This window comes from Corallococcus sp. AB011P, assembly GCF_003611605.1.
Taxonomy (GTDB): Bacteria; Myxococcota; Myxococcia; order Myxococcales; family Myxococcaceae; genus Corallococcus; species Corallococcus coralloides.
Genome location: NZ_RAVX01000008.1, coordinates 95,796 through 119,908 on the forward strand (window position 1 = coordinate 95,796; position 24,113 = coordinate 119,908).

At 71.5% G+C, this 24,113-nt stretch carries 21 protein-coding genes; 6 read left to right on the forward strand and 15 right to left on the reverse strand.

Annotation, left to right across the window (positions count from 1 at the left end; all coding sequences use genetic code 11):
• Window positions 1-53: 53 nt before the first annotated feature.
• The gene (locus D7X30_RS21605; protein WP_120564854.1) at window positions 54-1,154 is read left to right on the forward strand and encodes an ADYC domain-containing protein; all 1,101 of its coding nucleotides are present in this window, start codon (window positions 54-56) and stop codon (window positions 1,152-1,154) included.
• A gap of 1 nt (window position 1,155) precedes the next feature.
• On the opposite strand, the gene D7X30_RS21610 is transcribed toward D7X30_RS21605, so the two are convergent.
• Window positions 1,156-2,088, reverse strand: a complete 933-nt coding sequence (locus tag D7X30_RS21610; protein ID WP_120564855.1) for a sigma-70 family RNA polymerase sigma factor — start codon at window positions 2,086-2,088, stop codon at window positions 1,156-1,158.
• Between the two features lie 128 nt (window positions 2,089-2,216).
• On the opposite strand from D7X30_RS21610, the gene D7X30_RS21615 reads away from it, so the two are divergent.
• The gene (locus D7X30_RS21615; protein WP_120564856.1) at window positions 2,217-6,146 is read left to right on the forward strand and encodes a bifunctional serine/threonine-protein kinase/formylglycine-generating enzyme family protein; all 3,930 of its coding nucleotides are present in this window, start codon (window positions 2,217-2,219) and stop codon (window positions 6,144-6,146) included.
• 9 nt (window positions 6,147-6,155) lie between these two features.
• Here D7X30_RS21615 and D7X30_RS21620 read toward each other — a convergent pair whose 3' ends face one another.
• Complete coding sequence (locus D7X30_RS21620; protein WP_120564857.1) at window positions 6,156-6,674, reverse strand: GNAT family N-acetyltransferase; 519 nt, start codon at window positions 6,672-6,674, stop codon at window positions 6,156-6,158.
• A 10-nt stretch (window positions 6,675-6,684) separates the two neighbouring features.
• Window positions 6,685-7,725, reverse strand: coding sequence for a hypothetical protein (locus D7X30_RS21625; RefSeq protein ID WP_120564858.1), 1,041 nt, complete (start codon window positions 7,723-7,725; stop codon window positions 6,685-6,687).
• Between the two features lie 146 nt (window positions 7,726-7,871).
• On the opposite strand from D7X30_RS21625, the gene D7X30_RS21630 reads away from it, so the two are divergent.
• The gene (locus D7X30_RS21630; protein WP_120564859.1) at window positions 7,872-8,153 is read left to right on the forward strand and encodes a hypothetical protein; all 282 of its coding nucleotides are present in this window, start codon (window positions 7,872-7,874) and stop codon (window positions 8,151-8,153) included.
• A gap of 70 nt (window positions 8,154-8,223) precedes the next feature.
• Here D7X30_RS21630 and D7X30_RS21635 read toward each other — a convergent pair whose 3' ends face one another.
• Together D7X30_RS21635 and D7X30_RS21640 are read right to left on the reverse strand one after the other, a co-directional pair.
• Window positions 8,224-9,741, reverse strand: coding sequence for a putative metal-binding motif-containing protein (locus tag D7X30_RS21635; protein WP_147443270.1), 1,518 nt, complete (start codon window positions 9,739-9,741; stop codon window positions 8,224-8,226).
• Between the two features lie 53 nt (window positions 9,742-9,794).
• On the reverse strand, window positions 9,795-10,721 hold the full coding sequence (locus D7X30_RS21640; RefSeq protein WP_120564861.1) for an RluA family pseudouridine synthase: 927 nt from the start codon (window positions 10,719-10,721) through the stop codon (window positions 9,795-9,797).
• Window positions 10,722-10,820: 99 nt separating this feature from the next.
• On the opposite strand from D7X30_RS21640, the gene D7X30_RS21645 reads away from it, so the two are divergent.
• Window positions 10,821-12,056, forward strand: coding sequence for an MFS transporter (locus D7X30_RS21645; RefSeq protein ID WP_120564862.1), 1,236 nt, complete (start codon window positions 10,821-10,823; stop codon window positions 12,054-12,056).
• Window positions 12,057-12,060: 4 nt separating this feature from the next.
• Here D7X30_RS21645 and D7X30_RS21650 read toward each other — a convergent pair whose 3' ends face one another.
• The 10 genes from D7X30_RS21650 to D7X30_RS21695 form a co-directional block, all read right to left on the reverse strand.
• Window positions 12,061-13,137 carry a M20/M25/M40 family metallo-hydrolase gene (locus tag D7X30_RS21650; RefSeq protein ID WP_120564863.1) on the reverse strand — a complete coding sequence of 359 codons (1,077 nt, stop codon included), beginning with the start codon at window positions 13,135-13,137 and terminating at the stop codon, window positions 12,061-12,063.
• Window positions 13,124-13,993: a [LysW]-aminoadipate kinase gene (locus D7X30_RS21655; protein ID WP_120564864.1), complete on the reverse strand. Its 870-nt coding sequence runs from the start codon at window positions 13,991-13,993 to the stop codon at window positions 13,124-13,126. Before D7X30_RS21655 ends, D7X30_RS21650 begins: the two co-directional genes overlap by 14 nt.
• Complete coding sequence (locus D7X30_RS21660; protein WP_120564865.1) at window positions 13,990-14,766, reverse strand: SDR family NAD(P)-dependent oxidoreductase; 777 nt, start codon at window positions 14,764-14,766, stop codon at window positions 13,990-13,992. Before D7X30_RS21660 ends, D7X30_RS21655 begins: the two co-directional genes overlap by 4 nt.
• A 1,165-nt stretch (window positions 14,767-15,931) precedes the next feature.
• Entirely contained in the window at window positions 15,932-16,927 is a 996-nt protein-coding gene (locus D7X30_RS21665) for a sulfotransferase (RefSeq protein ID WP_120564866.1), read from the reverse strand.
• On the reverse strand, window positions 16,927-17,796 hold the full coding sequence (locus D7X30_RS21670) for a family 3 encapsulin nanocompartment shell protein (protein WP_120564867.1): 870 nt from the start codon (window positions 17,794-17,796) through the stop codon (window positions 16,927-16,929). The genes D7X30_RS21665 and D7X30_RS21670 overlap by 1 nt, the downstream gene beginning before the upstream one ends.
• Window positions 17,797-17,841: 45 nt before the next feature.
• On the reverse strand, window positions 17,842-18,885 hold the full coding sequence (gene argC / locus D7X30_RS21675) for an N-acetyl-gamma-glutamyl-phosphate reductase (protein ID WP_120564868.1): 1,044 nt from the start codon (window positions 18,883-18,885) through the stop codon (window positions 17,842-17,844).
• Window positions 18,882-19,736, reverse strand: a complete 855-nt coding sequence (locus D7X30_RS21680; protein WP_120564869.1) for a RimK family alpha-L-glutamate ligase — start codon at window positions 19,734-19,736, stop codon at window positions 18,882-18,884. The genes argC and D7X30_RS21680 overlap by 4 nt, the downstream gene beginning before the upstream one ends.
• 9 nt (window positions 19,737-19,745) lie before the next feature.
• Window positions 19,746-19,949, reverse strand: coding sequence for a lysine biosynthesis protein LysW (gene lysW, locus D7X30_RS21685; RefSeq protein ID WP_120564870.1), 204 nt, complete (start codon window positions 19,947-19,949; stop codon window positions 19,746-19,748).
• Window position 19,950: 1 nt separating this feature from the next.
• A complete protein-coding gene (locus D7X30_RS21690) occupies window positions 19,951-20,988 on the reverse strand; it encodes a transketolase family protein (protein ID WP_120564871.1) in 1,038 nt (345 codons plus the stop codon).
• Window positions 20,985-21,932 carry a 1-deoxy-D-xylulose-5-phosphate synthase N-terminal domain-containing protein gene (locus D7X30_RS21695; protein ID WP_120564872.1) on the reverse strand — a complete coding sequence of 316 codons (948 nt, stop codon included), beginning with the start codon at window positions 21,930-21,932 and terminating at the stop codon, window positions 20,985-20,987. The genes D7X30_RS21690 and D7X30_RS21695 overlap by 4 nt, the downstream gene beginning before the upstream one ends.
• 279 nt (window positions 21,933-22,211) lie before the next feature.
• On the opposite strand from D7X30_RS21695, the gene D7X30_RS21700 reads away from it, so the two are divergent.
• Both D7X30_RS21700 and D7X30_RS21705 read left to right on the forward strand, forming a co-directional pair.
• Window positions 22,212-23,798 (forward strand): AMP-binding protein, encoded by a 1,587-nt coding sequence (locus tag D7X30_RS21700; RefSeq protein WP_233591701.1) that lies wholly within the window; start codon window positions 22,212-22,214, stop codon window positions 23,796-23,798.
• Window positions 23,799-23,817: 19 nt separating this feature from the next.
• Window positions 23,818-24,081, forward strand: a complete 264-nt coding sequence (locus D7X30_RS21705; RefSeq protein ID WP_014394893.1) for a phosphopantetheine-binding protein — start codon at window positions 23,818-23,820, stop codon at window positions 24,079-24,081.
• Window positions 24,082-24,113: the final 32 nt, after the last annotated feature.

Below are 24,113 nucleotides of genomic sequence, written 5' to 3' on the forward strand. Positions count from 1 at the left end.
GGGGCGGACGGATTCCGTGCATCGATTTTGGGCCCGGGGGCTCATCGGAAGCGATGAACGCGCCCTTCCGAACCCTGCCGGTGTGCCTGTTCCTGCTCCTGTCCGCGCAAGGACAGGCCGCGCCGCCCGCCGCCGCCCCGAAGCCCGGCCCCACCCGGTCCGTGAGCGGCCCGACCGACGCCGAGCGTTACGCGCGCCGGTGCCAATCCCAGACGGCCCAGCGCATCGCCCGGCCCCAGGGCACGATGCTGTGGGGCACCAAGCGCGGCTGGGATCCGGAGAAGCAGACGGACGAGCGCACCAGCGTGCTCGTCTCCGTGGCGCTGGACGCGCCCCGGCAGGCGGAGGACGGGGTGACGGCCCTGCGCTTCGACCATGGCCGGCTGTGGCCGGTCCCCGCGCCGGAGGCCGGTGCGACGGCCAGCGACGTGGTGGGCACCGTGCTCCAGGGCACCGCCAGCGACGGCAAGCCCGTGGAGGTGGCCATCTGCGGCGCGGAGCCCGCGGCGGATGATGCAAGCCGCGTCTTCTACCGCATCGAGGCGTGGAACCCGGTGGCGCGCGAGTGGGAGAACCCCTGCGTCGCGCTGGACCGCTCTCCCGCGCCCCGGGCCCTGGCGGTGGGCGGCGTGTGGGACGCGAGCGGCGCCCACTCCGAAGCGGCGGACCGGGTCACCTTCGCGTGTGAGAACGGCGCCATCTCCAAGTGCATCCTCTGGGGCTACGCGCCCTGGGCATCCCGGGACGGGAAGTCGCTGTCCGGCCTCCACCAGGCGTGCACCCGGCTGGCCCGCGCGGACTACTGCGGCAACGGCCGGAGCCACACGCGCCAGGACACCACCATCGACATCTACGACCGGCTGGGCGTGCTGGAGCGGGCGACGGAGGTGACCCGCGAGTGGGACCCGGCGAAGGGGTCCTTCGAGGCGGCCTGGGCACCCGACGGCGCCACCTGCCTCTCCCGCACCCGCGACGGCCGCGCGCTGGACATCATCCTCCAGGAGTGCCCTGGCCGCTTCCAGGCGGACACAGGCGACGCACTCGGCGAGGGAGAGGTGTGCACGGTGCGCCGAGGCGACGTGAAGCCCGGGGCCGCGCTGCTGCGCAACCTCTCCTATGGCCCCCCGAAGGCGGAGCCCGCGCGGGTGCAGTAGCTCAGCCTTCCGACGAGGGCTCGCGCTTCTCGCCGAGGAGCTGGCTCAAGGTCAGGTCCAGCTGGCTGTCCACGAAGGCGATGAAGCTCTGGAAGTCCTCCGTGGAGAGGCCCAGCTGTTCCTGCAGGCGGCGCCGGGTCTCCGTGTAGACCTGCTGCTGCACCCGCTTCAGCCAGCGGGAGATGGTGGACTGGTTGACGCGGAAGAGCGGCGCCATCTCATACGTGGAAAGCCGGTCGGCGAAGTGGAGGCGGAGCAGATGGCGGTCCTCGGCCGACAGCGTGGCGGCGGCTTCCCTCACGGCCTGACGGAAGGCCGCGTGGTGGCGGCGCTTCATCACGTCCAACTCCGGATCCAGGCCCTGCGCGGGCAGCGCCTTGAACAGCTCCTCCGCGTCGTCCTCCGTGGAAGGCTTCTCCTGTCCGCGCAGCTTGTTGGTGATGCGGCTGGCGATGACGACCACCCAGCTCAAGAGGCCCCCACGCCCCGTGTAGTCCGCGATGGCGGGCGCGTGGCCCGCGCTGGCCACCAGGAGCTTCACGCTCACGCGCTGGCGGACCTCGTCGATCATCGAGTCGGGCTGGCGCAGGCTCCGCAGCCGCTCCGGCAGCCGGGCCAGGTAGTGGCGTTCAAAGGCCTCCAGCGCGACGGAGTGGCCCTGGACGCACGCGCACGCCAGGTACAGCTCCGGCAGGGACAGGGCGGAGACGAGCGGCGCGATGGGCGCGGTGGGGCTGGCCGGGGGGAGCCGCTCCGCGACGTGGGTGACGAAGCGCGCGGCGGTCAGCGGGATGCCCGGCCAGCGGGCCTGCGCTTCCTCCCAGGCGCGCGACAGCAGGGCGTCGAGTGCCGCGAGCTCTTCCGGCGAGGGGGCCACGAAGCGCGTCTTCGTGTGCGAGAGGAAGGTCGCGGCCAGTGCGGACACCTGGGACATGGCAACGCCATAGCATGGCGCGCCCCGGCCCGCCCCCCACGCGCGGCGCGCGCACGGTGCGGGGGGGCGTGTCCGCGTGTGTCATTGAACGCCGCGCGCCGCGTGGCTAGCGTGAAGGCTCCCACCCCGTGAGCGCGCCCCCTTCCAGCTGCCTGACCGACGACATCCTGGTCCAGCTCCTCGAGGACCAGCTGACGGATGAGGCGCTGGCGCAGGTGCACCGCCACGCCGCGGGATGCAACGAGTGCCGGAGCATGCTGGCCACGCTCACGCCCGGCATCCAGCGCTCGTCCGTGGAGGACCCGGAGCCCTCCGACGAGAGGGAGACGGACCGGCTGCCGCCGCCGGAGCCGGAGCCCTGGACGCCACCGCCGTCGTTCGATGCGTTCCGCCTGGAGCGCCCGCTGGGCCGGGGCGGGATGGGCATCGTCTACCTGGCGCACGACACGTCGCTGGACCGGCGCGTGGCGGTGAAGTTCATGGCGGCGACACAGCCGGATGAGCGCTTCCGCGACCTGTTCACCACGGAGGCCCGGGCGCTCGCGCGGTTGCAACACGCGAACATCGTCAGCGTGTTCAGCGTGGGCGCGGTGGACGGCCACCCGTACATCGTCTCCGAGTACGTCGTCGGCGAGACGCTCGCGGAGCTGCCCCTGCCCGTGCCGTGGCGCCGGGTGCTGTCCCTGGGCGTGGGCCTGGCGCGGGGGCTGGCGGCGGCGCACCGCCAGGGCGTCCTGCACCGCGACCTCAAGCCCTCCAACGCGCTCGTCACGCGCGAGGGCGAGGTGAAGCTGCTCGACTTCGGCCTCGCCGAGCGCTTCGAGGTGGGCGCGGAGCTGGCGTCCGGATCGCCGCTGCTCGTGGGCACCCTGCCCTACCTGGCGCCGGAGGTGCTCACCGGAGGCCCGGCGTCCGCCCGCAGCGACCTGTATGCACTGGGCCTCATCCTCCATGAATTGTGCACGGGCCAGGTGCCCCGCCGCGCCTCGCGAAAGCCCGAGGACACCCCGCCCCGCGCCGCGCTGGGACCGGAGGTGGACCCCGACTTCGCCGCACTCATCCAGCGCTGTCTCGCGGTGGATCCGCTGGAGCGCGTGGGTTCCGCGGAAGCGCTGAGCGAATCACTGGAGCAGTTGGAGCGCTCCATCTCGCCCGCGCCGCTGGCCGCCGGCAATCCCTACCGAGGACTCGCGCCGTTCGCGGCCGAGCACCGGGCGCTCTTCTTCGGACGCGAGGGCGACATCCGCGCCGTGCTGGAGCGCCTGCGCACGCGGCCACTGGTGCTCGTCGCTGGCGACTCCGGGACGGGCAAGTCCTCGCTGTGCCGCGCGGGCGTGCTGCCCCGGGTGGCGGCCGGAGACCTGGGCGACGGACGCGAGCCGCACATCGTGACGCTGTGGCCCGGTCATCGCCCGCTCGAAGCGCTGGCCGCCGCGCTCGCGCCGGTGCTGGGGCGCAGGGAGGCGGAGCTCGTCACCGCCCTCACGGACACGCCGGCCTGGCTGGGACAGGCGCTGCGCGAGATGCATGGACGCGGGCGGGGGCTGCTGCTCTTCGTCGACCAGTTGGAGGAGCTGCTCACCCTCTCCGACCCCGGCCAGGCCGCGCACTTCGCCCGCCTCCTGGGAGAGCTGGCCCTGCCGTCTACCGGAGTGCACGTGCTGCTCGCGGTGCGGGGCGACTTCCTCACGCGCCTGTGCGCGCTCCCGGGCCTGGGGGAAGAGGCGGAGCGGGCGCTCTACATCCTCCGGCCCCTATCGCCCGAGGGCGTTCGCGAGGCCATCATCGGCCCGGCCCGCGCGAGGGGCGTGGCCTTCGAGTCGCCGGAGCTGGTGCGGACGCTCGTCGATTCCACGGCGCATGGCGTGGGCAGCCTCCCGCTGCTCCAGTTCGCGCTCGCGGAGCTGTGGGAGCGCCGCGACGCCGCCCGGGGCCGCATCACGCGCTCGGCGCTGGAGGCGATGGGCGGCGTGGCCGGAGCGTTGTCCCGGCATGCGGACGGAGTGCTCGCGCGCATGAGCCCCGCGGAGCACGCGGCGGCGCGGCGGCTGTTGCTCCAACTGGTGACGGCGGAGGGCACGCGCATCGAGCGTGGCGCGGAGGACCTCGCGGACGCCTCGGACGACACCTCCCGCGCGGCGCTGCGGATGCTCGTGGAAGGCCGGCTGTTGCACACGCGCACGGTGAGCGGTCTGCCCCGCTGGGAGATTGCCCACGAGTCGCTCATCTCGAGCTGGGGCACGCTGCGCGACTGGCTGGATGACGACATCGGGCACCGCGTGCTGCGCAAGCGCGTGGAGGCGGCCAGCGTGGAGTGGGACCGCCTGCGCCGCGCCAGCGAGGCCCTGTGGGGTCAGCGCCAGTTGGATGAAGTGCGGGTGCTGGAGCCCGCCACCCTGGGCACCCGGGAGCAGGCCTTCCTCCGGGCGTCCCACCGGGCCGTGCGCCGCGCGCGTTGGGGACGGGGCCTCACCGCGCTCGTGCTCGCGCTCGCCGTCCTCGCGTCGTATGGCGGCCTCCGGCTCCAGGCGTACCTGGAGGACTCGCGCTTCATCGCCGCGGAGCTGGGCACCGCGAAGGAGGCGCTGGCTTCGGGCCGCACCCTCGCCGCGAGGTCGCTCGCGAACCGGGAGGAGTCGCTGGCCATGTTCGACGGCCGGCCGCCCTCCTCGCTGGGCCCGGAGACCGCGACGAATGCCACGGGCCTGCGCAGCGCCGCGGAGAAGCGTTGGACGGAGACGCTCGCCCTGCGTGACAAGGCGGAAGCGGCCTTCACCCGCGCCAGCCGGAGCCTGGAGCGCGGCCTGGACCGCGACCGCCACCACCCCGACACGCGCCGGCTCATCGCGGAGGTCCTGTCCGAGCGCGTCCTCCTCGCGGAAGCGTTCCACCAGCGCCACGAGCGCGACGCGTGGCTCCAGCGCCTGGAGCAGGAGGTGGACTCAGCGAAGGAGGGCGGGGCCTCCCTGCGGCGGTTCCACGAGCCCGCGGAGCTGACGTTCGAAAGCACGCCGCCGGGAGCCCGCCTGTCCATCACGCGCGTCCTCCGGAGCGACGGGCCGTTCCGCCGCGAAGCCGTGCCGGCCACCGGGAGCTCGCGCTTCGTCCTCCCGGAAGGCTCCTACCTGCTCCACGTCACGCAGCCGGGACGGGTGCCCCTGGACGTTCCGGTGTTCCTCACGCACGGCGCGCGTGAAGCGTTGCGCCTCACGCTCCCCACCCAGGTGCCCGAAGGCTACGTCTACATTCCGCCGGGCTGCTTCCTCCTGGGCAGCGCCGAGCCGGAGGTGGTGCGCCGCTTCACCTTCAGCCCGCCCATGCATCGCTACTGCCTCACCGGCGGCTATCTGGTGGGCCGCGACGAGGTGACGTTTGGCGACTGGCTGACCTACCTGGAAGACCTGCCGCCGGACGCGCCCGCGAGGAAAATCCTCGAACAGCCGCACTTCGGCGACGGAGGCACCATCACGCTGCGGTGGCGGCAGGGCACGGGCTGGGTCTTCACCTTCCACCGCACCCGCGAGGAGTTCCGCACCGCGAAGGAAGGCGAGCCCCTGCTCTACGCGGAGCGCACGCGGCACGCGAGCGTCGACTGGAAGCGGCTGCCTTTGTCCGGCGTCTCCGCGCAGGACCTGGAGGGCTACTTCTACTGGCTCCACCGGACGAAGCGGCTGCCAGGAGCGCGCCTGTGTGGCCAGCACGAATGGGAGTACGCGGCCCGGGGCGCGGACGGCCGCCGCTATCCCCACGGCGACCAACTCCAGCCCGACGACGCCAACATCGACGCGACGTACGACCGGCGGCCGTTGGCCTTTGGACCGGACGCGGTGGGAACGCATCCCGCGTCGGTGAGCCCGTTCGGCCTGCGGGACATGGCGGGCAACGCCTACGAGCTCACGCGCTCCGTGACGCCGGAGTTCGGCAGCGTCGTGCTCCGGGGAGGCTCCTGGTATTACGACTCGTTCGTCGCGGCGAGCGCCGACCTGTCTCCCGGCGACGCGACCGCGCGGGACGTCCGCATCGGCGTGCGCGTCTGTGCTTCGTTCGACCCGCGCTGAAGGAGCTGCTCAGCCAATCACATACACGCGGTTCGGGATGCCGTCCTCGGTGACGTGGCGGTCCAGGCGCATCCCGAGCCGCTCCGCCACGCGGATGGACGCGGCGTTCTCCGGGTGGATGATGGCCACCAGGGGAACGTGCGGCAGGTGCCGCGCCGCCAGCGCCAGCGCGACGCGGGACACCTCCGTCGCGTACCCGGAGCCCCAGGTCTCGGGCGTGAAGCGGTAGGCGAGGTTGAGCACGCGCTGGCCTTCCAGCTCCTTGTGGCGCAGGCCGCCCAGGCCCACGACGACGCCGGGCGCTTCGAGCCGCTCCACCAGCCAGTACCCCACGCCTTCGCGCGCCCAGTCCTCCAGCCAGAGGCCCATGATCCGCCGCGCGTCGTCCAGTGTCTGCATGTAGCCACGGCGGCTGAACTGGTTCGTGGTCGGATCCGAATGGAGGGCGAAGACGGCGTCCAGGTCGCCTTCGCGAACAGCGCGGAGCAGCAGCCGGTCGGTGGTCGTGCGTTCGAAGTGCTGAAACATGCCGGACAGCTTACGTGAACCAATCCCAGTCGATGTCGTCCGGAAGCGGGGCCGGTGCAACGCGGCGCCGGGCGGAGACCTCCTCGCGCCAGGAGGCCCGCCCGCCCGGGAGCGGCCAGGCGCGCGAGACGGTTCCCCTGGGATTGGGAGTGAAGTTGAGCAGCAGCATGCGGTTGACGCGGTCGACGGTCTCCGGCGTCGCCCCGGAGCGCAGCTGGAACTCCGCGCTGAACAGGGCGCCCTCCTCGCGGACGGCGCTCGCGGGACGCGGCGGGGTGACGAAGGGCCACAAGCCCAAGAGCGGAGGCTCCACGTCTTCGAGCAGCGCCGCGTGCAGCCGGTCGTGGCCATCCAGCACCAGCCACTTCGCCAGGATGTCCACGTAGAGCAGCAGCACGGGCGGCAACGTCCCGTCCCGTGCGCGCTTGCGCCAGCTCTTCACGCGGCCATCCTCGGGTGACGAGAGCGCCCGCAGTCCGAGCACGACACCCGGCGTGTGTTCGGTCCGCGCGTCCCACCAGTCCTCGTTCCAGGCGTGGAGGAACCGCGTCACGGCGGACAGCGAGTGCGGCGGCATCGGCGGCTGACCGAAGCCCCATTCCATGGGGGAGACGGGATGCCGCTCCGACTTCTCCGAGGCGATGGCGCGCACGGGGCGCAGACACCAGGACCCGGCGTGGAGCACCGGCAGAGGGGCCTCCACGAGCGCACGCGCCACCCGCCACGCCCAGGCCTCCCACCAGGCCCCGGTGCCGGACGCGGCCTCCACGGCCCGGACCTCGGGCGCGGACAGGGGTGGCAGGACCTGGGGGGCCTGGGCCGTTCCCCGGAGGAAGGCCGCGCGGTCCCAATAGGAATCGATGCGGGTCCAGAGCAGCGTCTGCCCCGCGCCGCGCAACCGGATGCGGTAGCCGGGAGCCGCCTCCAGGTGCACGGAGGGCCGACGCGCCCAGCGGCCCGTGGCGGGCACGTGCAGCAGCAGGCCGGGGCCAGGGGTCTCCAGTCCCCAGCTCCGGGTGTCATCGGCGACGATGGAGACTCCCGCGTTCATGCGCCGCGCTCCTCCAGATGCCCGGCTCACACGGGCAGCTGGAGCGTAGCCGACCGCACGCAAGGCATGCGGCCGTGCACGAACGCTCGTCTCCCCCTGCCGTCCCGCGCGGGCGCACCCCACCTTGGGTCAGGAGGTGATGCGATATGGCGGACAGGATTCTTGAACAGCAGCATGAGCACGAGCGGGAGCAGGAGCGCGAGCGGCTGCGCGAGCAGGAGCAGAAGGACCTGGAGGTGGAGTCGCATCGCGGCGCTCGCCCCCTGGAGGGCTTCGCGGGAGGCCACACGACGTGGACCGGCGACCAGGACGACGATGCCGCCGCCCGCGTGCACGCCGGTGACGCCGAGGCCTCCTGGGAGGCCAGTGAGCGGCAGGCCCGTCTGGAGCCGCCCGAGCCCGACGCCGAGGACGACCCCGGCCGGTAGCCGTCCTCCGCGCGCTTCTTTCGCGAGGAGGTCGGGAGACTCCTCGGGGAAGCAGAGCCCGTCGCCGGGCTCAGGGCGCGCAGTAGCGCAGCGAACGCAGGGTGTAGGTCCGGGGAGTGTCCGTGGCGGTCATCGTGAGCGCCCCCAGCTGATGCCCCGCCAGCTCATGCAGCCGCACCCATGACGCGGCGGCGTGCATGGGCATGGACGCGGTGCCGGGAGTCCAATCCTCCACGACGCCGGTCGCGCTCCGCCCCCAGAGCCACCCTTCGAAGCCGAAGGCGGCATCTCCGCTGGGGTTGGTAACGAAGAGCATGGAGAGCCACGCCAGCTGGAGTCCCCGCGAGGTCATCGTCGCGCCGAACAGGGCGGTCTGGCTCTGCTTCGTGGCGGTCAGGCTCTCCGCCATGCCCTGGTCGAAGAGGGACCGCACCTGAAGGAACTGGGGAGTAAGTCCATGCGTGTCCCGGTAGAGCAGCGTCGGCTCGCCCGCGCCGCCCACTTCCGAGGGAGCCGTCAGCATCAGCCTGGGAGCGGCCGCATACTTCACCGTGAGGATGCGCTCGTCCCCCACGGGCAGGAGCTCGCGGTCGTAACGCTGCAGCCAGACGCGCGTGTCATCGAACGAGCCCGCCTTGTTCTCGTTCGCCTTCACCAGGAACCCGCCGTCCCCCAGGCCCAGCACCTCCGCCGCGGAGAGATCCAGCGAGTCCGACCGGTGCAGCACGCGGGGCGCCGCCAGGGCCTGGCCGGCGGGGTCCACAACCATGCCCTGCACCTCGCGGGCACCGGCGAGATCCCACGTCCAGGTCACCGCGAGCCGCTCTCCATCCAGGGATGGGGCCACGTGTCCATTCGCCCAGGTGTAGGGCCCTTCGAAGAGGACGACGCCCTCGCCGATGGGAGCCCCCAGCTCATCGAGCTGCACGAGGCTCCCCCGCACGAAGTAGCTCGGCTCTGAGTACACGACGATGGAGAAGAGCGCCGGCCCGCGAGAGGTCCGCAGCATCTGGGTCCTCGACACGCGAATGGGCGCGGGCGACAGCGGCAGGGTCGCCGAGCCCTTCAGGGTCAGGGAGGCATCGAGCCGGAGGAGCTCAATGGCCGCCAGGCCGTCGGAAGAGACGAACAAGAAGCCCCCCTCCACGGGCAGGCTGTCCGCCCATCTGTCATCAGGAGCCCACTGCATCGGCGCGACATCCGCCCACGTCGTCGGATCCGTCACGCCGTCGCAGTCGTTGTCCAGGCCGTCGCAGCGCAGCTCCGACGCCTCGTAGTCCGCGCCATAGGAGCGCGCCGTGCACACGGGCTCGTAGGCGCCGTCCACCCACGCCCGCTTCGCCCCCGCGCACACGCCCTGGGTCTTTTCGCAGGGCGCGCCTTCCGGTACGCCGCTGTCCACCGTGCCCGCGTCCGCGACGCCTGCGTCGCCCGAGGTGCCCGCATCCGTCCCGGCATCCACCTGCGTGCCGGCATCCTGCTCGGGGCCCGACGGGCTCGTGGAGGAACCACAGCCCGAAACCAGCAGGGCCACCATCAACGACAGGCTTCCCCACGGGCCGCCCCACGACTTCATCCGCGCTTGCATGTTCCCCTCTTCGTGCTGCCCTGATCCGCCAGGTCCCCAGCGCCCGAGATGTATCACGCGCCTCCGCGGAGCACCGTGAGCCCACGCAGGAAGTCCTCCGGCAGCGGCGACTCCACCTGGACGAGTTGGCCCGTGGCGGAGGACGGCACCTCCAGCCGCCACGCGTGCAGGGCCTGACGCTCCACCGCGAGCGCCGCCGGGTGCTTGCGCGCCTCCTCCGTGCCGTAGAGCGAATCCCCCAGCACCGGGAACCCGGCCTCCGACAGCTGCACGCGGATCTGATGCGTGCGCCCCGTGTCCAGGTCGATGTCCAGGAGCGCCCCCTCCCGGAACCGCTCGCGCACCGTGAACGTCAGCGCCGCCCGGCGCGCGGAGGGCACGCGGGTCGTGAAGCGGCGCGGATCCTTCGGGTCCCTCGCGTACGGTCCTTCCAGGTGCCCCGTGTCCGGCGGACGGCCCAGCACCAGCGTCTGGTAGCGCTTGTCCACGCGCTTCTCCTGGAACGCCTTCAGGAGCGCCGCCACCGCGTCATCCGTCCGGGCCAATGCCAGACATCCGCTCGTCTCGCGATCCAACCGATGCACCACGCCCGGCTGGACCACGCCCTCCACGTCGAACGGCGGGCACCGCGCCGCGAGCAGCCCCACCACCGACGCCGCCCGCCCCTCCGGCTCCACCACCAACCCCGGCGGTTTCGCCACGATGACGAGCGCCGCGTCGTCGTACAGCACCGGCAGCTCCGGGCCCTCCCGGGAGGCATGCGGCGACGGCCGGGGCTCCGGCGTCTCCAGGGTGAGCTCCTCGCCGCCCCACAGCTTGCGCGTGGCCTGGGCCTTCTTGCCCCGGATGCGCACGCGCCCTGCGTCCAGCATCGCCCGGGCCCGCTCCGGCGTGAGGCCCGGGACGTGCTTCGTCAGGAACCGGTCGAGCCGCTCGCCGGCAATCTCCCGGGGAACCACGAGAACCTTGTGCCGCGTCATGGCTTTCCCCGTCTCCCAAGGCAGGCAGGGAGTCAAACACCGTGTAGGCGTGCGCCCACCGAGCACGCGTCAGGGGCGCGCTGTAGAAAGAATATCTCCGTGGCCACCTCCTTGTTCTCACGTTCGGGCTCCGCCCGGGCCCTGTCCCATCGCGACTTCACCCTTCTCTGGCTGGGCACGCTCGTGTCCAACATCGGCACGTGGATGGAGTCCGTGGCCCTGGGGGTCTACGTCACGCAGGTGACGGGCCAGGCCGCCTGGACGGGCGGCGTCGCCGCGCTGACGCACCTGCCTTCGTTGGTGCTCGCGCCCCTGGGTGGAGCGCTCGCGGACCGCTTCGACCGGCGCACCTTCATGGCCGTGTGCGTATGCATGCAGGCGCTGCTGGCCGCGTTGCTCACGGTGCTGGCCGCAACGGACAACCTGTCGGTGCCGTGGGTGGCGGTCCTCTCGCTGCTCAACGGCGCGTTCAGCACGCTGGTCATCCCCTGCGCCACGGCGCTCACCGTGGCCGTGGTGCCTCCGGAGGACCTGCACAACGCGCTCAGCCTGGACTCGGCGCAGTTCAACCTGGGCCGCATCATCGGTCCCGTGCTGGCCGCGCTCGTGCTGACGAAGGTGGGCATCGCCGGGGCGCTGTTCGTCAACACGCTGTCCTTCCTCGCCGTGCTGCTGGCGCTCGCGGGGATGCGCGGCGCGGCGAGCACGCTGCCTCCCAAGGTGGAGGCGCTGTGGGCCGGCATCATGCGCGGCGTGCGGCTGGCGTGGACGGATCCGGGCATCGCGCTCGCGCTGGGCTCCGGGGCGCTGGTGGGCTTGCTCATCTCTCCCTTCGTGGGCCTGGTGCCGGTGTTCGCGCTGAAGGTGCTGGGCGGGGACGCGACCACCACGTCCATGCTGCTCACGGCGCAGGGGACGGGCGCGGTCATCGCGGCGTTCGGCTCCGGCGCCCTCGTCGCGAGGATGGGGCGGCGGGTCTTCCTGGAGGCGTCGCTGCTGCTCGTGGGGCTGTGCTCCGCCGCGTACTGGCTGTCCCCCTCGCTGCCGGTGGCCCTGGTGACGCTGTTCATCCTGGGCGCCGTGTACCTGGTCGCCTTCACGGGACTGAAGACGGTGTGCCAGGCGCGCACGCCGCCGGAGCTGCAGGCGCGCGTGAGCAGCCTGTTCCTGCTCCTGGTGAACGCGGGTTACATCCTGGGCGTCTGGGGACAGGGCGCGCTGTCGGACCGCGTGGGTGTGCGGCCCATCACCGCGGGCTGTGCCCTGCTCTTCTTCGGCATCGTGGTGGGGATGCGGACCCTGCGCTCGCGAGGCCTGGCCGCGCTGGGCACCTGAGCGTTCAGCCTCCCGCGGTCCCCTTCACGGGCAGCAGCGCCAGCACGCGCGCGAGCACCGCGACGCCCTCCTCGTACTCCGGCAGGTCGATGTGCTCATGCGGCGTGTGGTCCAGCGCGGCGTCGCCGGGGCCGTACGCCACGGTGGGCACGGCCCACGCGGAGGCCACGGTGTTCCAGTCGGACGTGCCCGTCTTCAGGCGCAGCGTGGGCTTCACGCCGCGCTCGCGGATGGCCTGCTTGAAGACGCGGGAGAGCGCGTCGTTGCCGTTGGTGGACACGGCGTTCTTCCGAGCCACGGTGCGCACCGTCACGGTGGGTACGGTGGCCAGCGCCGCGAGCAGTGCGTCGGTGTCCGTGGACGGGCCGGTGCGGATGCTCACCGCGGCCGTGGCCCACTCCTCCGTCTCCGTGGCGCCGGTGTGGAAGGCGTTGAGGGAGGGCAGGTTCTGCTCGAAGAGGGATGGGCGCTCGCGGTTCCAGTCGTCACACAGGCGCTTGAGCGCGTTCCACGCCTCGATGACGTGTTCGGCGGCGGCGCGGTAGTCGCGGCTCGCGGTGTGGCGGCGGCTGGCGCGGTGCTCCAGGTCCAGGCGCAGCAGTCCCTTGTAGCCGATGGTCACCGCGTGCGCGCCGCTGGGCTCGCCGTTGATGACGAAGTCCGGGGCGTACTGGTCGCGCACGTGCAGGGCGCCGCGAGTGATGGCGACCTCCTCCTCCACGCAGCCCAGGAGCAGGAACTGCTTGCCGGCGCGCTCCGCGTCGTCCAGCAGCTCCACGGCTTCGATGAACGCGCACAGGGGGCCCTTGGCGTCCACCGCGCCCCGGCCGTAGAGCTTCTGTCCCTCCAGCCGCACGGGCACTTCCCCGGGCACGGTGTCGATGTGGCCCAGGAACGCGATGACGGTGTCCCCGTCCCCGTAGCGGGCGACGGCGTTGCCCACGGCGTCGGTGTGCGCCCGCCAGCCGCGTGTCCCCAGCCGCTCCACCAGCGCTCCGGCGAAGGAGGCCTCCTGGTGGCTGGGGCTGTACTGCTCCACCATCCACCGCAACAAGTCGACGCCTGGCTCACGCGCCCGCATCCGCCCTGCCTCCATCCCGAAGGGTGAACTTCGTGCCGCCCGCCTCCTCCAGCGCGGAGAACACCGGCCGAGCCACGCGCGACGCGCTCACGTACGCGGTCGGAACTCCGCCCAGCAGCGCCCGGCGCACCGCCTCCAGCTTGTAGCGCATGCGGCCGCCCGCCAGCGGCATGCAGCCCTCCACGTCGTCGCTGGAGCGCACCAGCGAGGCGGGGTCCTTCGGATCCGCGAGCAGCCCCGGCACATTGGACAGGATGACCAGGGCCTTCGCGCCCAGCGCCGCAGCGATGGACGATGCCACATGGTCCGCGTCCACGTTCACGAGCACGCCGTCCTCCGTCACCGCGGGAGGACACACGACGGGCACGTAGCCGCCATCCAGCAGCGTGCCCAGGAGCGCCGCGTTCACCGAGGAGACCTCTCCGGCCAGATGCTCGCGGTCGATGCGCATCCGCCCGTCGGCGTCCTGCAACTTGAGTGGCGGCCGGCGGCGAGCGGTGAGCACGCGGCCGTCCGCGCCGCACAGGCCCAGCGCGGTGACGCCCTTCGTGAGCAGCGCCAGCACCACGGCTTTGTTGACCTCACCCACCCACGCCATGGTGAGCGCGCGCAGCGTGGGCGCGTAGGTGAGGCGCACGACGTTGCCGTTCGCGGTGGTGGCCTCCGGGCGCGCCAGGCCCAGCGAGCCCAGGAGCCGCTCACCGGCCTCCGAACCTCCATTGACGACGACGACGCGCTCGCCCTGGCTTACGAGTTCCACGACGTCCGAGCAGACGTTCTCCAGGTCCACGCCCGCCGCGCCGCCAATCTTCACGACGACGGGACGGCGGGACGGAGCGGCGGAGGTGGCGCTCATCCGATGACGCTCGCGCCGCCGTCCACGAGTTGCACGGTGCCGGTGATGAAGGAAGCGCGCTCGCTGGCAAGGAACACCGCCGCGGCGGCGAACTCCTCCGGGAGCCCCACGCGCTTGAGCGGGATGTGGGCGCCCATGGCGCGAAGGCCCGCCTCCACGTCACCCGCGTTGCCGGCGGTGCGCTCGACGGGAGGCGTGCGCATGTAGCCCGGCGCCAGCACATTGACGGTGATGCCGGCGTCGCCCAGCTCCTGCACCAGCGCGGCGGAGAAGCCGACGATGCCCATGCGAGCGAAGCCGGACAGCGCGAAGCGGGCCACGGGCCGGTGCACCGTCTCGGAGGTGATGAACAGCAGGCGTCCCCATCCGGCCTTCTTCAGGTGAGGCAGCGCCGCGAGCGCCAGGGAGATGGGCGGCAGCAGCACCGCGTCCGCCGCGCTCCGGTACGCGTCCACGCCGAAGGTAGAGGCCGGACCGGGAGGAGGACCGCCGCTGTTGGTGACGACGACGTGCAGCGCGCCCAGCTTCGCCACCACGTCATCCACCCAGCGGCGCACGTCCGCGTCGTCCCTCACGTCCACGCGAGTCGCCAGCACCCGGCCGCCCCGGGCCACGGACTTGAGCCGAGCCTCCGCCTGGGCCAGCCGATCCGTATCTCGAGCGCCGATGGCGACATGCGCGCCCTCCTTCGCCAGTTCCTCCGCGACGGCGAGCCCCAGCCCGCTGGAGCCACCAGCGACGAGCGCGACCTTGTTGGCGAGTCCCAGTTCCATCCGCGTCCCTCCAGAAGTTGGAGCACGGCTGCGCCCCAGCGAGCGCACCGCACATCACCGAACCACGCATTCACAGGTCGCGGCATTCCAGCCGGCCCCGCACAACATCCGCTCCGCCAACCGCACCCAGCGCACATCATCTCCGCCCAGGCCCAGCGCCAACGATTGGCCCGTAGAGACAAGTCCCCCACTTCGCGCCGGACAGAGCCGCATTGACGGAGTCCCCTCCCCAACCCAGCCCAGCCGTCCCTCGTGCACCCGACCGCGCCGGTGCACGGCCCCCGCAGAGCCCCGGATATCCCCGTCCGGCACAGCCCCAACCTGTCCGACTGTCCGACAAGATTCCGCGGCCCGGATGAACCGGCAGCCTCCAGGCGCAGGGCGCCCAAACCGGTCCAACTGTCCGACAGGTTTCCGTGCCCCAGATGGAACGACGGGCTCCCGGCTGCGGTGCGCCAAAAACCTGTCCGACTGGTTTCCTGCGGTCCGGTTGGATCGGCAGCCCCTGCCGCGGTTCTCCAAAACCTGTCCGACTGTCCGACCGGTTTCCGCTGCACGGAGGAGCGAAGCCCCGGGCTCGGTTCTCTCGAACCTGTCCGACTGTCCGACAGGTTTCCCCAACTTGGACCGAGCGCAGTCCCTGGTCCCGGTTCTCTCGAACCTGTCCGACAGGTTTCCGTGGCTTGGGCGGAGCAAAGCCCCCAACCCTGTTTCTCCAAATCCTTCCGACGGTCCGACAGGTTCTTGCGGCTCGGGCGGAGCGAAGTCCCCGGCCCCGGCGCGCCAACCATGTCCGACTGTCCGACAGGTTTCCTCCGCTCGGGCGGAGCGGGGTCCATGGCCCCGGTTCTCCAGAACCTGTCCGACTGTCCGACAGGTTTCCTCCGCTTGGGCGGAGCGGGGTCCATGGCCCCGGTTCTTCAGAACCTGTCCGACTGTCCGACCGGTTTCCGCAGGTCGGGAAGGACGAGGTCCCGGGCCCTGGTTCTCCAAAACCTGTCCGACTGTCCGACAGGTTTCCGGAGCCTGGCTGGCCTGGGGGCCCACCACCATGGCCGCCCGAACCTGTCCGACTGTCGGACAGGTTTTTTCGGTTCGCCGCCGACGGGGGCTCAGCCGGGTTCTCGCCTTCTCATCCGTGAGGACAGAGCTCATGTCCGAAGGCTCAGGGCCGGGTTTCCGCGCCCGCCGCATCCGGCGCGGCCCCTCCGGTGGGAGCGCGCCGGGCTCCGCTGAAGTACCCGTACTTCGCCATCAGCGGCCAGGCGAGCGCCACGGTGAGTGCCTTCGATCCAGAGGCCAGCTCCCCCTTCCATGCGTCGTCCTCGCCGCGCAGGAGCGTGGGTCCGCTGCGGAAGCGGTCCGGGTTGCCAGTGACGGTGTGGTTCTTCCCCAGCACCACCGTGCGGCCCTTCACCGGGTTCTGCGCGCGCGGCACGCCCACCAGGTCCAGCACCGTGTCCACTGCGCGGTCCGGCGCGGCGATGAAGTCCTCGTAGCGCAGGAAGAGCGATTGGGCGGGGAACCTCCGCGTCACCTCCTCCGACGCGGCGTTGAAGCCCAGCCAGTACGCCGTGCTGCGCGCCGCGGACATGGGGACGACGTACTGCTTCGTCTTCGTCCACGAGTGCGTCACCGCGCGCGGGTCGCGCACCAGGTGCAGGTACAGCGGCCGGATGCCCTCCACGCGCGGCAGCAGCGCCGCCTCGGACGGGAACTTCCCGCTGTCCACCAGCACCCTGCTCCCCGTCGCTCGCGCGATGGTGCGGTACGTCCGCGCGAGGAAGTCCGCGTGCGCATGGAGCGCCTGCGAATCCCCAGCCTCGTCCAGCACCCGCAACGTGTGCCGCGTGCGCACGGCGGACTGCTGCCTGCGCACCACCTCTTCCGCGTGCGCGCGCGGCGTCTGGCCCGCTGGCACGTCGGAGGTCAGCACCGTGTCCCAGATGCCGCACTCCAACAACTGCTGGCCGCAGCCACACAGCGTGTTGGAGCCGTTCCCGTACGCGTTCTTCCAGAGGAAGCTCAGCTCCCCCACGTGGAAGAAGCCCGGCACCTCGTTGAGGACGTTACCCAGGATGGTGCTGCCGCTGCGGCACCAGCCGGTGATGTAGAGGACCGTGAGCTGCGCGCCCTCGCCCTTCGCGCTCGCGGAGGCCATCAGGTCAGCGACGCCACGAAGAAGTGGGTGGGCAGGTGCACCGCGAGCGTCGTGTAGACCTCGCCGTAGGCGGCCAGTCCCTCGCGCGGGAAGATGCCCGGCGGCGGCTCCGCGAACCGGATGACCGAGCGCTGGCTGTCATACAGCGTCGCCGCGGCGGTGAAGTCCCCCACGATGATGGTGCCCGGGTTCACCATGCGCGTGCGGCACAGGCGGATGCCCATGGCGGCCAGGTCCGACAGGAGCGTCTGCTGGCCCACCAGGTGCTCGTAGAAGTCCAGCGAGTTGATGACGATGCCGTCCGCCGAACCACCCATCTGCTCCACCTGCGCGCAGGCGTTGAGCAGCGAGGCCACCGCGTTCTTCTTCGCCGGCAGCCGCACGATGCCCGGCGTGTGCAACAGGCCCCGCACGCCGTCCCCGCCCTTGCCGATGCACAGCGCCTGGTTCTCCGCCGTGTTCAGCCGCACCAGCAGCCGGAAGTCGATGAACTGCGCCAGCGACTGGGAATCCTCCAGCAGGTTGCGCGGCACTTGAATCCACGCGCGCGTGGGCTTGAGCGCCTGCGTGTCCTGATGGAACTCGAAGCCGGCTTCCGGACGCAGCTCCACGTCCTCCACGGGCCCGGTGGGCTTCGTCTGGGGGTGCGTCTCGTACCAGAAGGGGACAGGGTCGCGCTCCGCCTTGGCCGTCTTGAACATGCCGCGCACCGCGATGCGCGGACGGCGCTTGAAGCCGGGGAACGCGTCCACGATGGACGTGTCGTAGTCCACGTGCGCCTGCGTGCCGTGCTTCTGGACCGCCGCCGCGAACGCCGCGCCAGGGGACAGCGACGCGTCCGCCTTCGATTTCGTGCTCAGGATGCTCATGGGGTGAGGCTCCTCGGAGTCAAAATGCGGGAGTCAGAAAGCGGTCTAGAGCGGATGCAGGCCCCGGAAGCCCAGCCCTTCCGTCTCCGGGCGGCCCAGCATCAGGTTCAGCGCATGCACCGCCGTGCCAGCGGCGCCCTTCACCAGGTTGTCGATGGCGGCGTTCACCACGATGCGGCCCCGCTCCGTGTCCACGTCCACCGACAAGTCACAGTGGTTCGTGCCCAGCAGCGGCCCGGGCTCCGGGAACGGTGACAGGGACGCGCTGGGCCGGAGCAGCCGCACGAAGGGCTTCTCGCGGTAGCGCGTGGCGATGGCGCGCACCACCTCCGCCTCTTCCACCGGCCGCGCCGCGAAGGCGTGCACCGTCGCGAGGATGCCGCGCACGCCTGGCACGGCCGTGGCGCTGAAGTGGATGGTGGGCTGTTGGCCCGTGACGCGCGCCACCACGCCCTCCAGCTCGCCCGTGTGCCGGTGGCCCACCGGCTTGTAGCAGCGCAGCGCGTTCGCGCGCTCCGGGTGGTGCGAGGAGCGGTCCGGCGTGGAGCCGCCTCCGGACGAGCCCGTCTTCGCGTCCACCACCAGCACGTCCGGACGCGCGAGCCCCGCGTGCAAGAGCGGCAGCAGCGCCAGGAGTCCCGCGTGCGCCATGCATCCGGGCACCGCGACGTGACGCGCGTTCGTCAGCGCGTCGCCCATCCACTCCGGCAGGCCGTAGACGAACGCGGGCACGTCACCCGGGCGCGGGTGCTTGCCGTACCAGCGCTCATGCCCCGCGGCGTCCAGGCGGAAGTCCGCGCTCAGGTCCACGACCCGCTCCGCCAGCCGGGACACCTTCGCCCAGCGCTGGAGCAGCTCGCCTTGAGGCATGCAGCTCACCAGCACGTCGCAGGGCGCCAGCGCGTCGTGCTGCGTGTAGCGCAGTGTCCCCACCCCGCGCAGGTGCGGATGCGGGAAGTCCAGGCGCTTGCCAGCGAACTGGCCGGAAGTGGCCTGCACCACCTCCACGGCCGGGTGCGCGAGCAACAGGCGCAGCACCTCGCCGCCGGTGTAGCCCGCGGCTCCCAACACCGCCACGCGCACGCTCATCGCCGGGCTCCTCCGGCTCCGGAAGCGACGTACTCCGCGATGAGGTCCGGCAGCGGGACGCCCGTCTCGTCGATGCTGCGCGCGAACTCCACGCAGTGGTTGATTTCGTTGACGTAGATGTCGCCGCCGCGCGTCTCCAGCAGGTCCACCGCCACCATGTCCCCGCCCACCGCCTCCGCAGCGGCCTCCGCCAGCTTCGCGTGCACCACCGGCACCTCGTAGCGCTCCGGCACGGCGCCGCGCGCGGTGTTGGTAATCCAGTGCTCGGAGCGCCGCCGCAGGCCGCCCACCGCGCGTCCGATGACGTAGACGCGCAGGTCGTAGCCCGGCTTGTCCACGAACTCCTGCACCAGCGCCACGTGGTCCTGCGCGCCGCCGGTGCCAAAGCGCGTGGACAGCACGCCCTCGGCCGAGGTGCGCGAGTCCAGCCGGGCCACCATCCGGCCCCAGCTCCCCAGCACGGGCTTGGTCACCACCGGGTAGCCCTTCTTCTCAATCGCCTCCAGGCACGCGTCCTCGTCGAAGGCCACGAACGACCACGGCATGGGCACGCCCTTCGCGGCCAGCGCGGCGCTGGTGAGCGCCTTGTCCCCGCACAGGGAGATGGTCCTCGCGCTGTTGAGCACGCGCAGCCCCTTCATCTCCAGGAACGTGGCCAGGTAGCGCGCACGCGTGAAGGACATGCTGCGCATCAACACGGTGTCGGCCTCGGTGACGCGCTGCCGGTCCATGGACAGCACCATCCCGGAGTCCTGCACCAGGTTGACGGCGCAGTCGCGCCTGCGCAGCGCCTCGAGGAGGAGCTTCTCCTCAGTGCGCACGCGCGTATAGACGAGGTCGACCTTGCGCATGGCGCGGGGCTACTCCCCCCAGTCTTCCTCGACCTCGGGTGCTTCCTCGAGCCGCAGCGGGTTGATGCCCACCACCTCCAGCTCGGCGGAACAGCCGTCACAGGAGAGCACCTCGCCCACCAGCCGGTTGCCGCCCGGCACCGGCTGCGCGCAAAGCGGGCACTGCTCCGGGGGAGCGGACTGCGTCATCGGGTTCGGGTTCTGGACCTGCATGTCAGTCCCTCCTCGTTGCGGATTCCACGGCAAACACCGGGGTTCTTGGGAGCACTCCCAGGATGCGCTCGGCCACCTGCCCGCCCTCCAGCCCATGGCCCTTGAGCAACGCCTCGTGCGAACCGGCGCGCGAGTCGTACCGGTCCTGCAAGCCCACGCGCAGCACGCGCCGCTGAAGGTCCAGCGAGCACACCGTTTCGCACACCGCGCTGCCCAGTCCGCCCAGCACGTTGTGCTCCTCCACCGTCACCAGGAGCCGCGTGCGCGCCGCCGTCTCGCGCACCGCCTCCTCGTCCAGTGGCTTCAACGTGTGCACGTTGAGCACACGCGCGGAGACACCCTGCGCCTCCAGGAGCTTCGCGGCATCCAGCGCCACGGACACGCCCACCTCGCCGTGCGCGAGCAGCCCCACGTCGTCGCCCTCGCGCAGGAGCGCGGCACGGCCCAGCTCGAACGGCGGGCGCGGGATGTCCAACCGGGTGACGCGGTTGCGGCCCAGCCGCAGGTACACCGGCCCGTCGTGCTGGAGCATCGCGCGCGTGGCGAGCACCGTCTCCAGGCCGTCCGCGGGCGACACCACCGTGAGGTTGGGCATCGCGCGCAGCACGGCCAGGTCTTCAATCGCGTGGTGCGTGGGGCCGAAGAAGGCGCCCGACACGCCGCCGTAGTCGCACACCAGCTTCACGTTGGCGCGCGCATAGGCCAGGTTCAGCCGCACCTGCTCGCACGCGCGCATCACGCCGAACGCCGCGAAGCTGTGCGCGATGACGGTGTGCCCGCCGTGCGCCAGGCCACACGCCATGTCCAGCATGGTGGCCTCGCAGATGCCCAGGTTGAAGTAGCGCCGGGGATGGCGCTTCTCGAACGGATCGCCTCCGCCGCCCAGGTCCGCCTCCAGGAAGACGACGCGCGCGTCCTCCTCCGCGAAGCGCGCCGCCGCGTGCCGGAACACCAGCCGGCTGGACAGCTCCGGGTGCGCGGCGAGCCACGCCTCCGGCGCATGGGACAGGTCCACCGCGGGGGCAAGCGACGCGCTCACTGGCCGTCCTCCCCCAGCGACGCGAGCGCCCGCCGCAGGTGCTCCGGCGAGAACACCGCGTAGTGCGGCCCCTTGCCCTTGAGCATCGGCACGCCCGCGCCCTTCTGCGTCCGGGCGACGATGGCGCGCGGACGGTCTCCCACGACGGGCGCCTCCAGCGCGGCCACCAGCGCGGGCAGGTCGTGCCCGTCCACCTCCAGCGACTGGAAGCCGAACGCGTCCAGCCTCTGCACCAGCGCCTCCTGCGACAGGATGGACTCGGTGGGGCCGTCGTTCTGCCCGCCGTTGCGGTCGATGATCAGCGTGAGGCCCGTGAGCTTGCGGTGCGACGCCACCTGGAGCGCTTCCCAGTTGGAGCCCTCGCCCATCTCTCCGTCGCCGCAGACGACGAAGGTGCGGTTGGCTTCCCCGCGCAGCACATGCGCGAGCGTCAGCCCCACGCCCAGGCCCAGCCCGTGGCCCAGGCTGCCGGTGGCGAACTCCACGCCCGGCACCGCCGCGTTCACGTGGCCGGTGAAGATGCTGCCGTCCGCGTTGTACTCGCGCACCAGCGTCTCCACGTCCACGAAGCCGAACTCCGCCAGCGCCGCGTAGAGCCCCGCCGCCGCGTGCCCCTTGGACAGGATGAGGTGGTCGCGCTCCGGAGCCTTCGGCGCGCGCGGATCCACGCGCATCACCCGGCCCAGCAGCGCCACCAGAATCTCCACCATCGACAGCGAGCCGCCCAGGTGACAGCCCGACGGCGTCGCCGCCAGCCGCACGATGGTCTGACGGATGCGCTTCGCCCGGCGTGGCAGCAACGCCAGTCCCGCATCCGACGCGGCGCCCGCAGCCCCGTCCCCGGTGCGGGCAGGCGCCAGCGGGCCGCCGGAGGCCGTGGGTTCTTCTGGCGTCCGCGCGTCGCGCGACAGCCCGGGGGTCGTTGGATTCGCCGAGAAAGTCATGCCCGTAGCGTCGCTGTTACAGCCCAGGAATCCGGCTGTTGTGAGACACCCTAGGAAATCGCATCATGCGCCGTCAACGCGGATTTTCTTAAGATATAGACGCACGAGAAAAAACCGTCTCGCCCGGTAATCTCGCGGTGTTACACGCGCGGGAGGTCCGGCATTCCCGGTTTCGCGTCACTCGGAGGAGACCTTCAGATGGGGCAGCGTTTCCATAACGCAGCGGCATTGGAGAAGGGTTCGGAGTACCGCCGAAAGGGTTGGTGGCGTGACACCACGGTGGTTGACGATCTGCGTCGCTGCGTCCAGGCGCACCCGGACAAGACCGCGATCATCGCCGCACGGTACTTTTCCAAGGACATCACGCGGCTGACGTACGCGGAGCTGGCGCGATACATGGACCGGTTCGCGCTGGGCCTGCGCGAGTTGGGCGTGGGGCGCGAGGACATCGTCGCGGTGCAGCTGCCCAACGGGTGGCACTTCACGGCGCTGGCGCTGGCGTGCGCGCGGTTGGGGGCGGTCATCGCGCCCATTCCGCCGGACTACCGGCGGCGCGAGGTGGAGTTCATCCTGGGGCGCACCGAGGCCTCCGTGTACGTGGGGCCCACGTCGTGGACGGGGCACTCCCACCGGGACATGGCGCGCGACATCGCGTCGGTGCTGCCGTCCCTGCGCCACCGGGTGCTGCTGGGCAGCAACACCGACCTCCAGACGGGCGAACGGGACTTCGAGCGCCACTTCATCGAGCGCGAGTGGGAGAAGGAAGCGTCGCTGGAGGGCATCGCGCCAGCGTCCGCGGATGACGTGTGCAACATCCTCTACACGTCCGGCACCACGGGTGAGCCGAAGGGCGTGGTGCACTCGCACAACACGAACTACGGCATCACGCGCGCGCTGTGCGACACGCTGGGCATCAACGCGACGGACGTGGTGGCGCTGCCGTCGCTGCTGACGGCGTCCACGGGGTTCACGTACTCGTACCTGATGCCCATCCTGCTGGGGGCCACGGCCATCTACATGGACGTGGGCGACCCGGAGCTGACGCTCAAGCTCTTCGAGGAGCACGGCGTCACGTTCACGTACGGCATCCCCACGTACCTGATGAACCTCATCGCGTTGCAGCGAAAGCGCCAGCGGAACACCTCCTCGCTCCGGCAGCTGGCCACGGGCTCCATCCCGGTGCCACCGCACCTCATCGCGGCGGTGCGCGAGGTGTTCGGCGTGCGACTGCACACGCTGTGGGGCATGACGGAGAACGGCGCGGTCACCATCACCCGGCATGAAGATGCACCGGACTGGCCCAGCCAGAGCGACGGGCGGGCGGTGGCGTGGATGGAGACGAAGATCGTCCCGGCGCTCGCGGAGGACGGCACGCCGTATCCGGACGGGACGGGGCGGCTGCTGGTGCGAGGCGCCAGCCAGTGCCTCACCTACTTCAAGCGCGACGACGTGTACGCCGCGGCGGTGGACGCGGAGGGCTGGTTCGACACGGGCGACCTGGCGCGCGACGACGGGCGCGGCGGCATCCGCATCGTGGGGCGGCTGAAGGACGTCATCTTCCGGTACGGGTACAAGATCCCCGTGGTGGAGGTGGAGTCCGCGCTGTACTCGCACCCGAAGGTGAAGGAGGTCGCGGTCGTCGCGCACTCGGACGACAAGATTGGCGGCGAGCGGGTGTGCGCCGTCGTCGTGGTGCGCGAGGGAGAGGCCCCACCCACGCTCAACGAGCTGCGCGACCACCTCAAGCAGCAGGGCATGTCCAACCAGTACTGGCCGGACCGCCTGGACCTCATCGACGAGATGCCCAAGACGGCCACCGGCAAGGTGCGCAAGTACCTGCTGCGCGACAGGCTGAAGCCCACGTGAGCGGGCGGGAGGAACAGCCTTGAACCCGAGCCCCGAAGAAGCCGCCAGCCTCACGGACACGGAAGCGAAGCTCGCGGCGTGGTGGAAGGACTTGCTGGGCGTGGAGGTCGTGCGCCCGGAAGACCACTTCCTGGAGATTGGCGGCAACTCCCTGATGGCCACGGTCCTGTCCAATCGCATCGAGAGCGAGCTGGGCGTGGAGGTGTCCATGGTGGAGCTGTTCAACACGCTCCGGGCCGTGGCCACGCTGTGCGACGAGCTGCGCCAGGAGCAGACCGCTTGAGCCAGGCCGCCCCCGCCGAGGGCGGCCCCCTT

Coding starts and splice junctions, on each gene's coding strand:
- D7X30_RS21605 (WP_120564854.1), top strand. CDS start 54: ATGAACGCGCCCTTCCGAACCCTGCCGGTGTGCCTGTTCCTGCTCCTG.
- D7X30_RS21610 (WP_120564855.1), bottom strand. CDS start 2,088: ATGTCCCAGGTGTCCGCACTGGCCGCGACCTTCCTCTCGCACACGAAG.
- D7X30_RS21620 (WP_120564857.1), bottom strand. CDS start 6,674: ATGTTTCAGCACTTCGAACGCACGACCACCGACCGGCTGCTGCTCCGC.
- D7X30_RS21625 (WP_120564858.1), bottom strand. CDS start 7,725: ATGAACGCGGGAGTCTCCATCGTCGCCGATGACACCCGGAGCTGGGGA.
- D7X30_RS21630 (WP_120564859.1), top strand. CDS start 7,872: ATGGCGGACAGGATTCTTGAACAGCAGCATGAGCACGAGCGGGAGCAG.
- D7X30_RS21635 (WP_147443270.1), bottom strand. CDS start 9,741: ATGCAAGCGCGGATGAAGTCGTGGGGCGGCCCGTGGGGAAGCCTGTCG.
- D7X30_RS21640 (WP_120564861.1), bottom strand. CDS start 10,721: ATGACGCGGCACAAGGTTCTCGTGGTTCCCCGGGAGATTGCCGGCGAG.
- D7X30_RS21650 (WP_120564863.1), bottom strand. CDS start 13,137: ATGCGGGCGCGTGAGCCAGGCGTCGACTTGTTGCGGTGGATGGTGGAG.
- D7X30_RS21655 (WP_120564864.1), bottom strand. CDS start 13,993: ATGAGCGCCACCTCCGCCGCTCCGTCCCGCCGTCCCGTCGTCGTGAAG.
- D7X30_RS21660 (WP_120564865.1), bottom strand. CDS start 14,766: ATGGAACTGGGACTCGCCAACAAGGTCGCGCTCGTCGCTGGTGGCTCC.
- D7X30_RS21665 (WP_120564866.1), bottom strand. CDS start 16,927: ATGGCCTCCGCGAGCGCGAAGGGCGAGGGCGCGCAGCTCACGGTCCTC.
- D7X30_RS21670 (WP_120564867.1), bottom strand. CDS start 17,796: ATGAGCATCCTGAGCACGAAATCGAAGGCGGACGCGTCGCTGTCCCCT.
- argC (WP_120564868.1), bottom strand. CDS start 18,885: ATGAGCGTGCGCGTGGCGGTGTTGGGAGCCGCGGGCTACACCGGCGGC.
- D7X30_RS21680 (WP_120564869.1), bottom strand. CDS start 19,736: ATGCGCAAGGTCGACCTCGTCTATACGCGCGTGCGCACTGAGGAGAAG.
- lysW (WP_120564870.1), bottom strand. CDS start 19,949: ATGCAGGTCCAGAACCCGAACCCGATGACGCAGTCCGCTCCCCCGGAG.
- D7X30_RS21695 (WP_120564872.1), bottom strand. CDS start 21,932: ATGACTTTCTCGGCGAATCCAACGACCCCCGGGCTGTCGCGCGACGCG.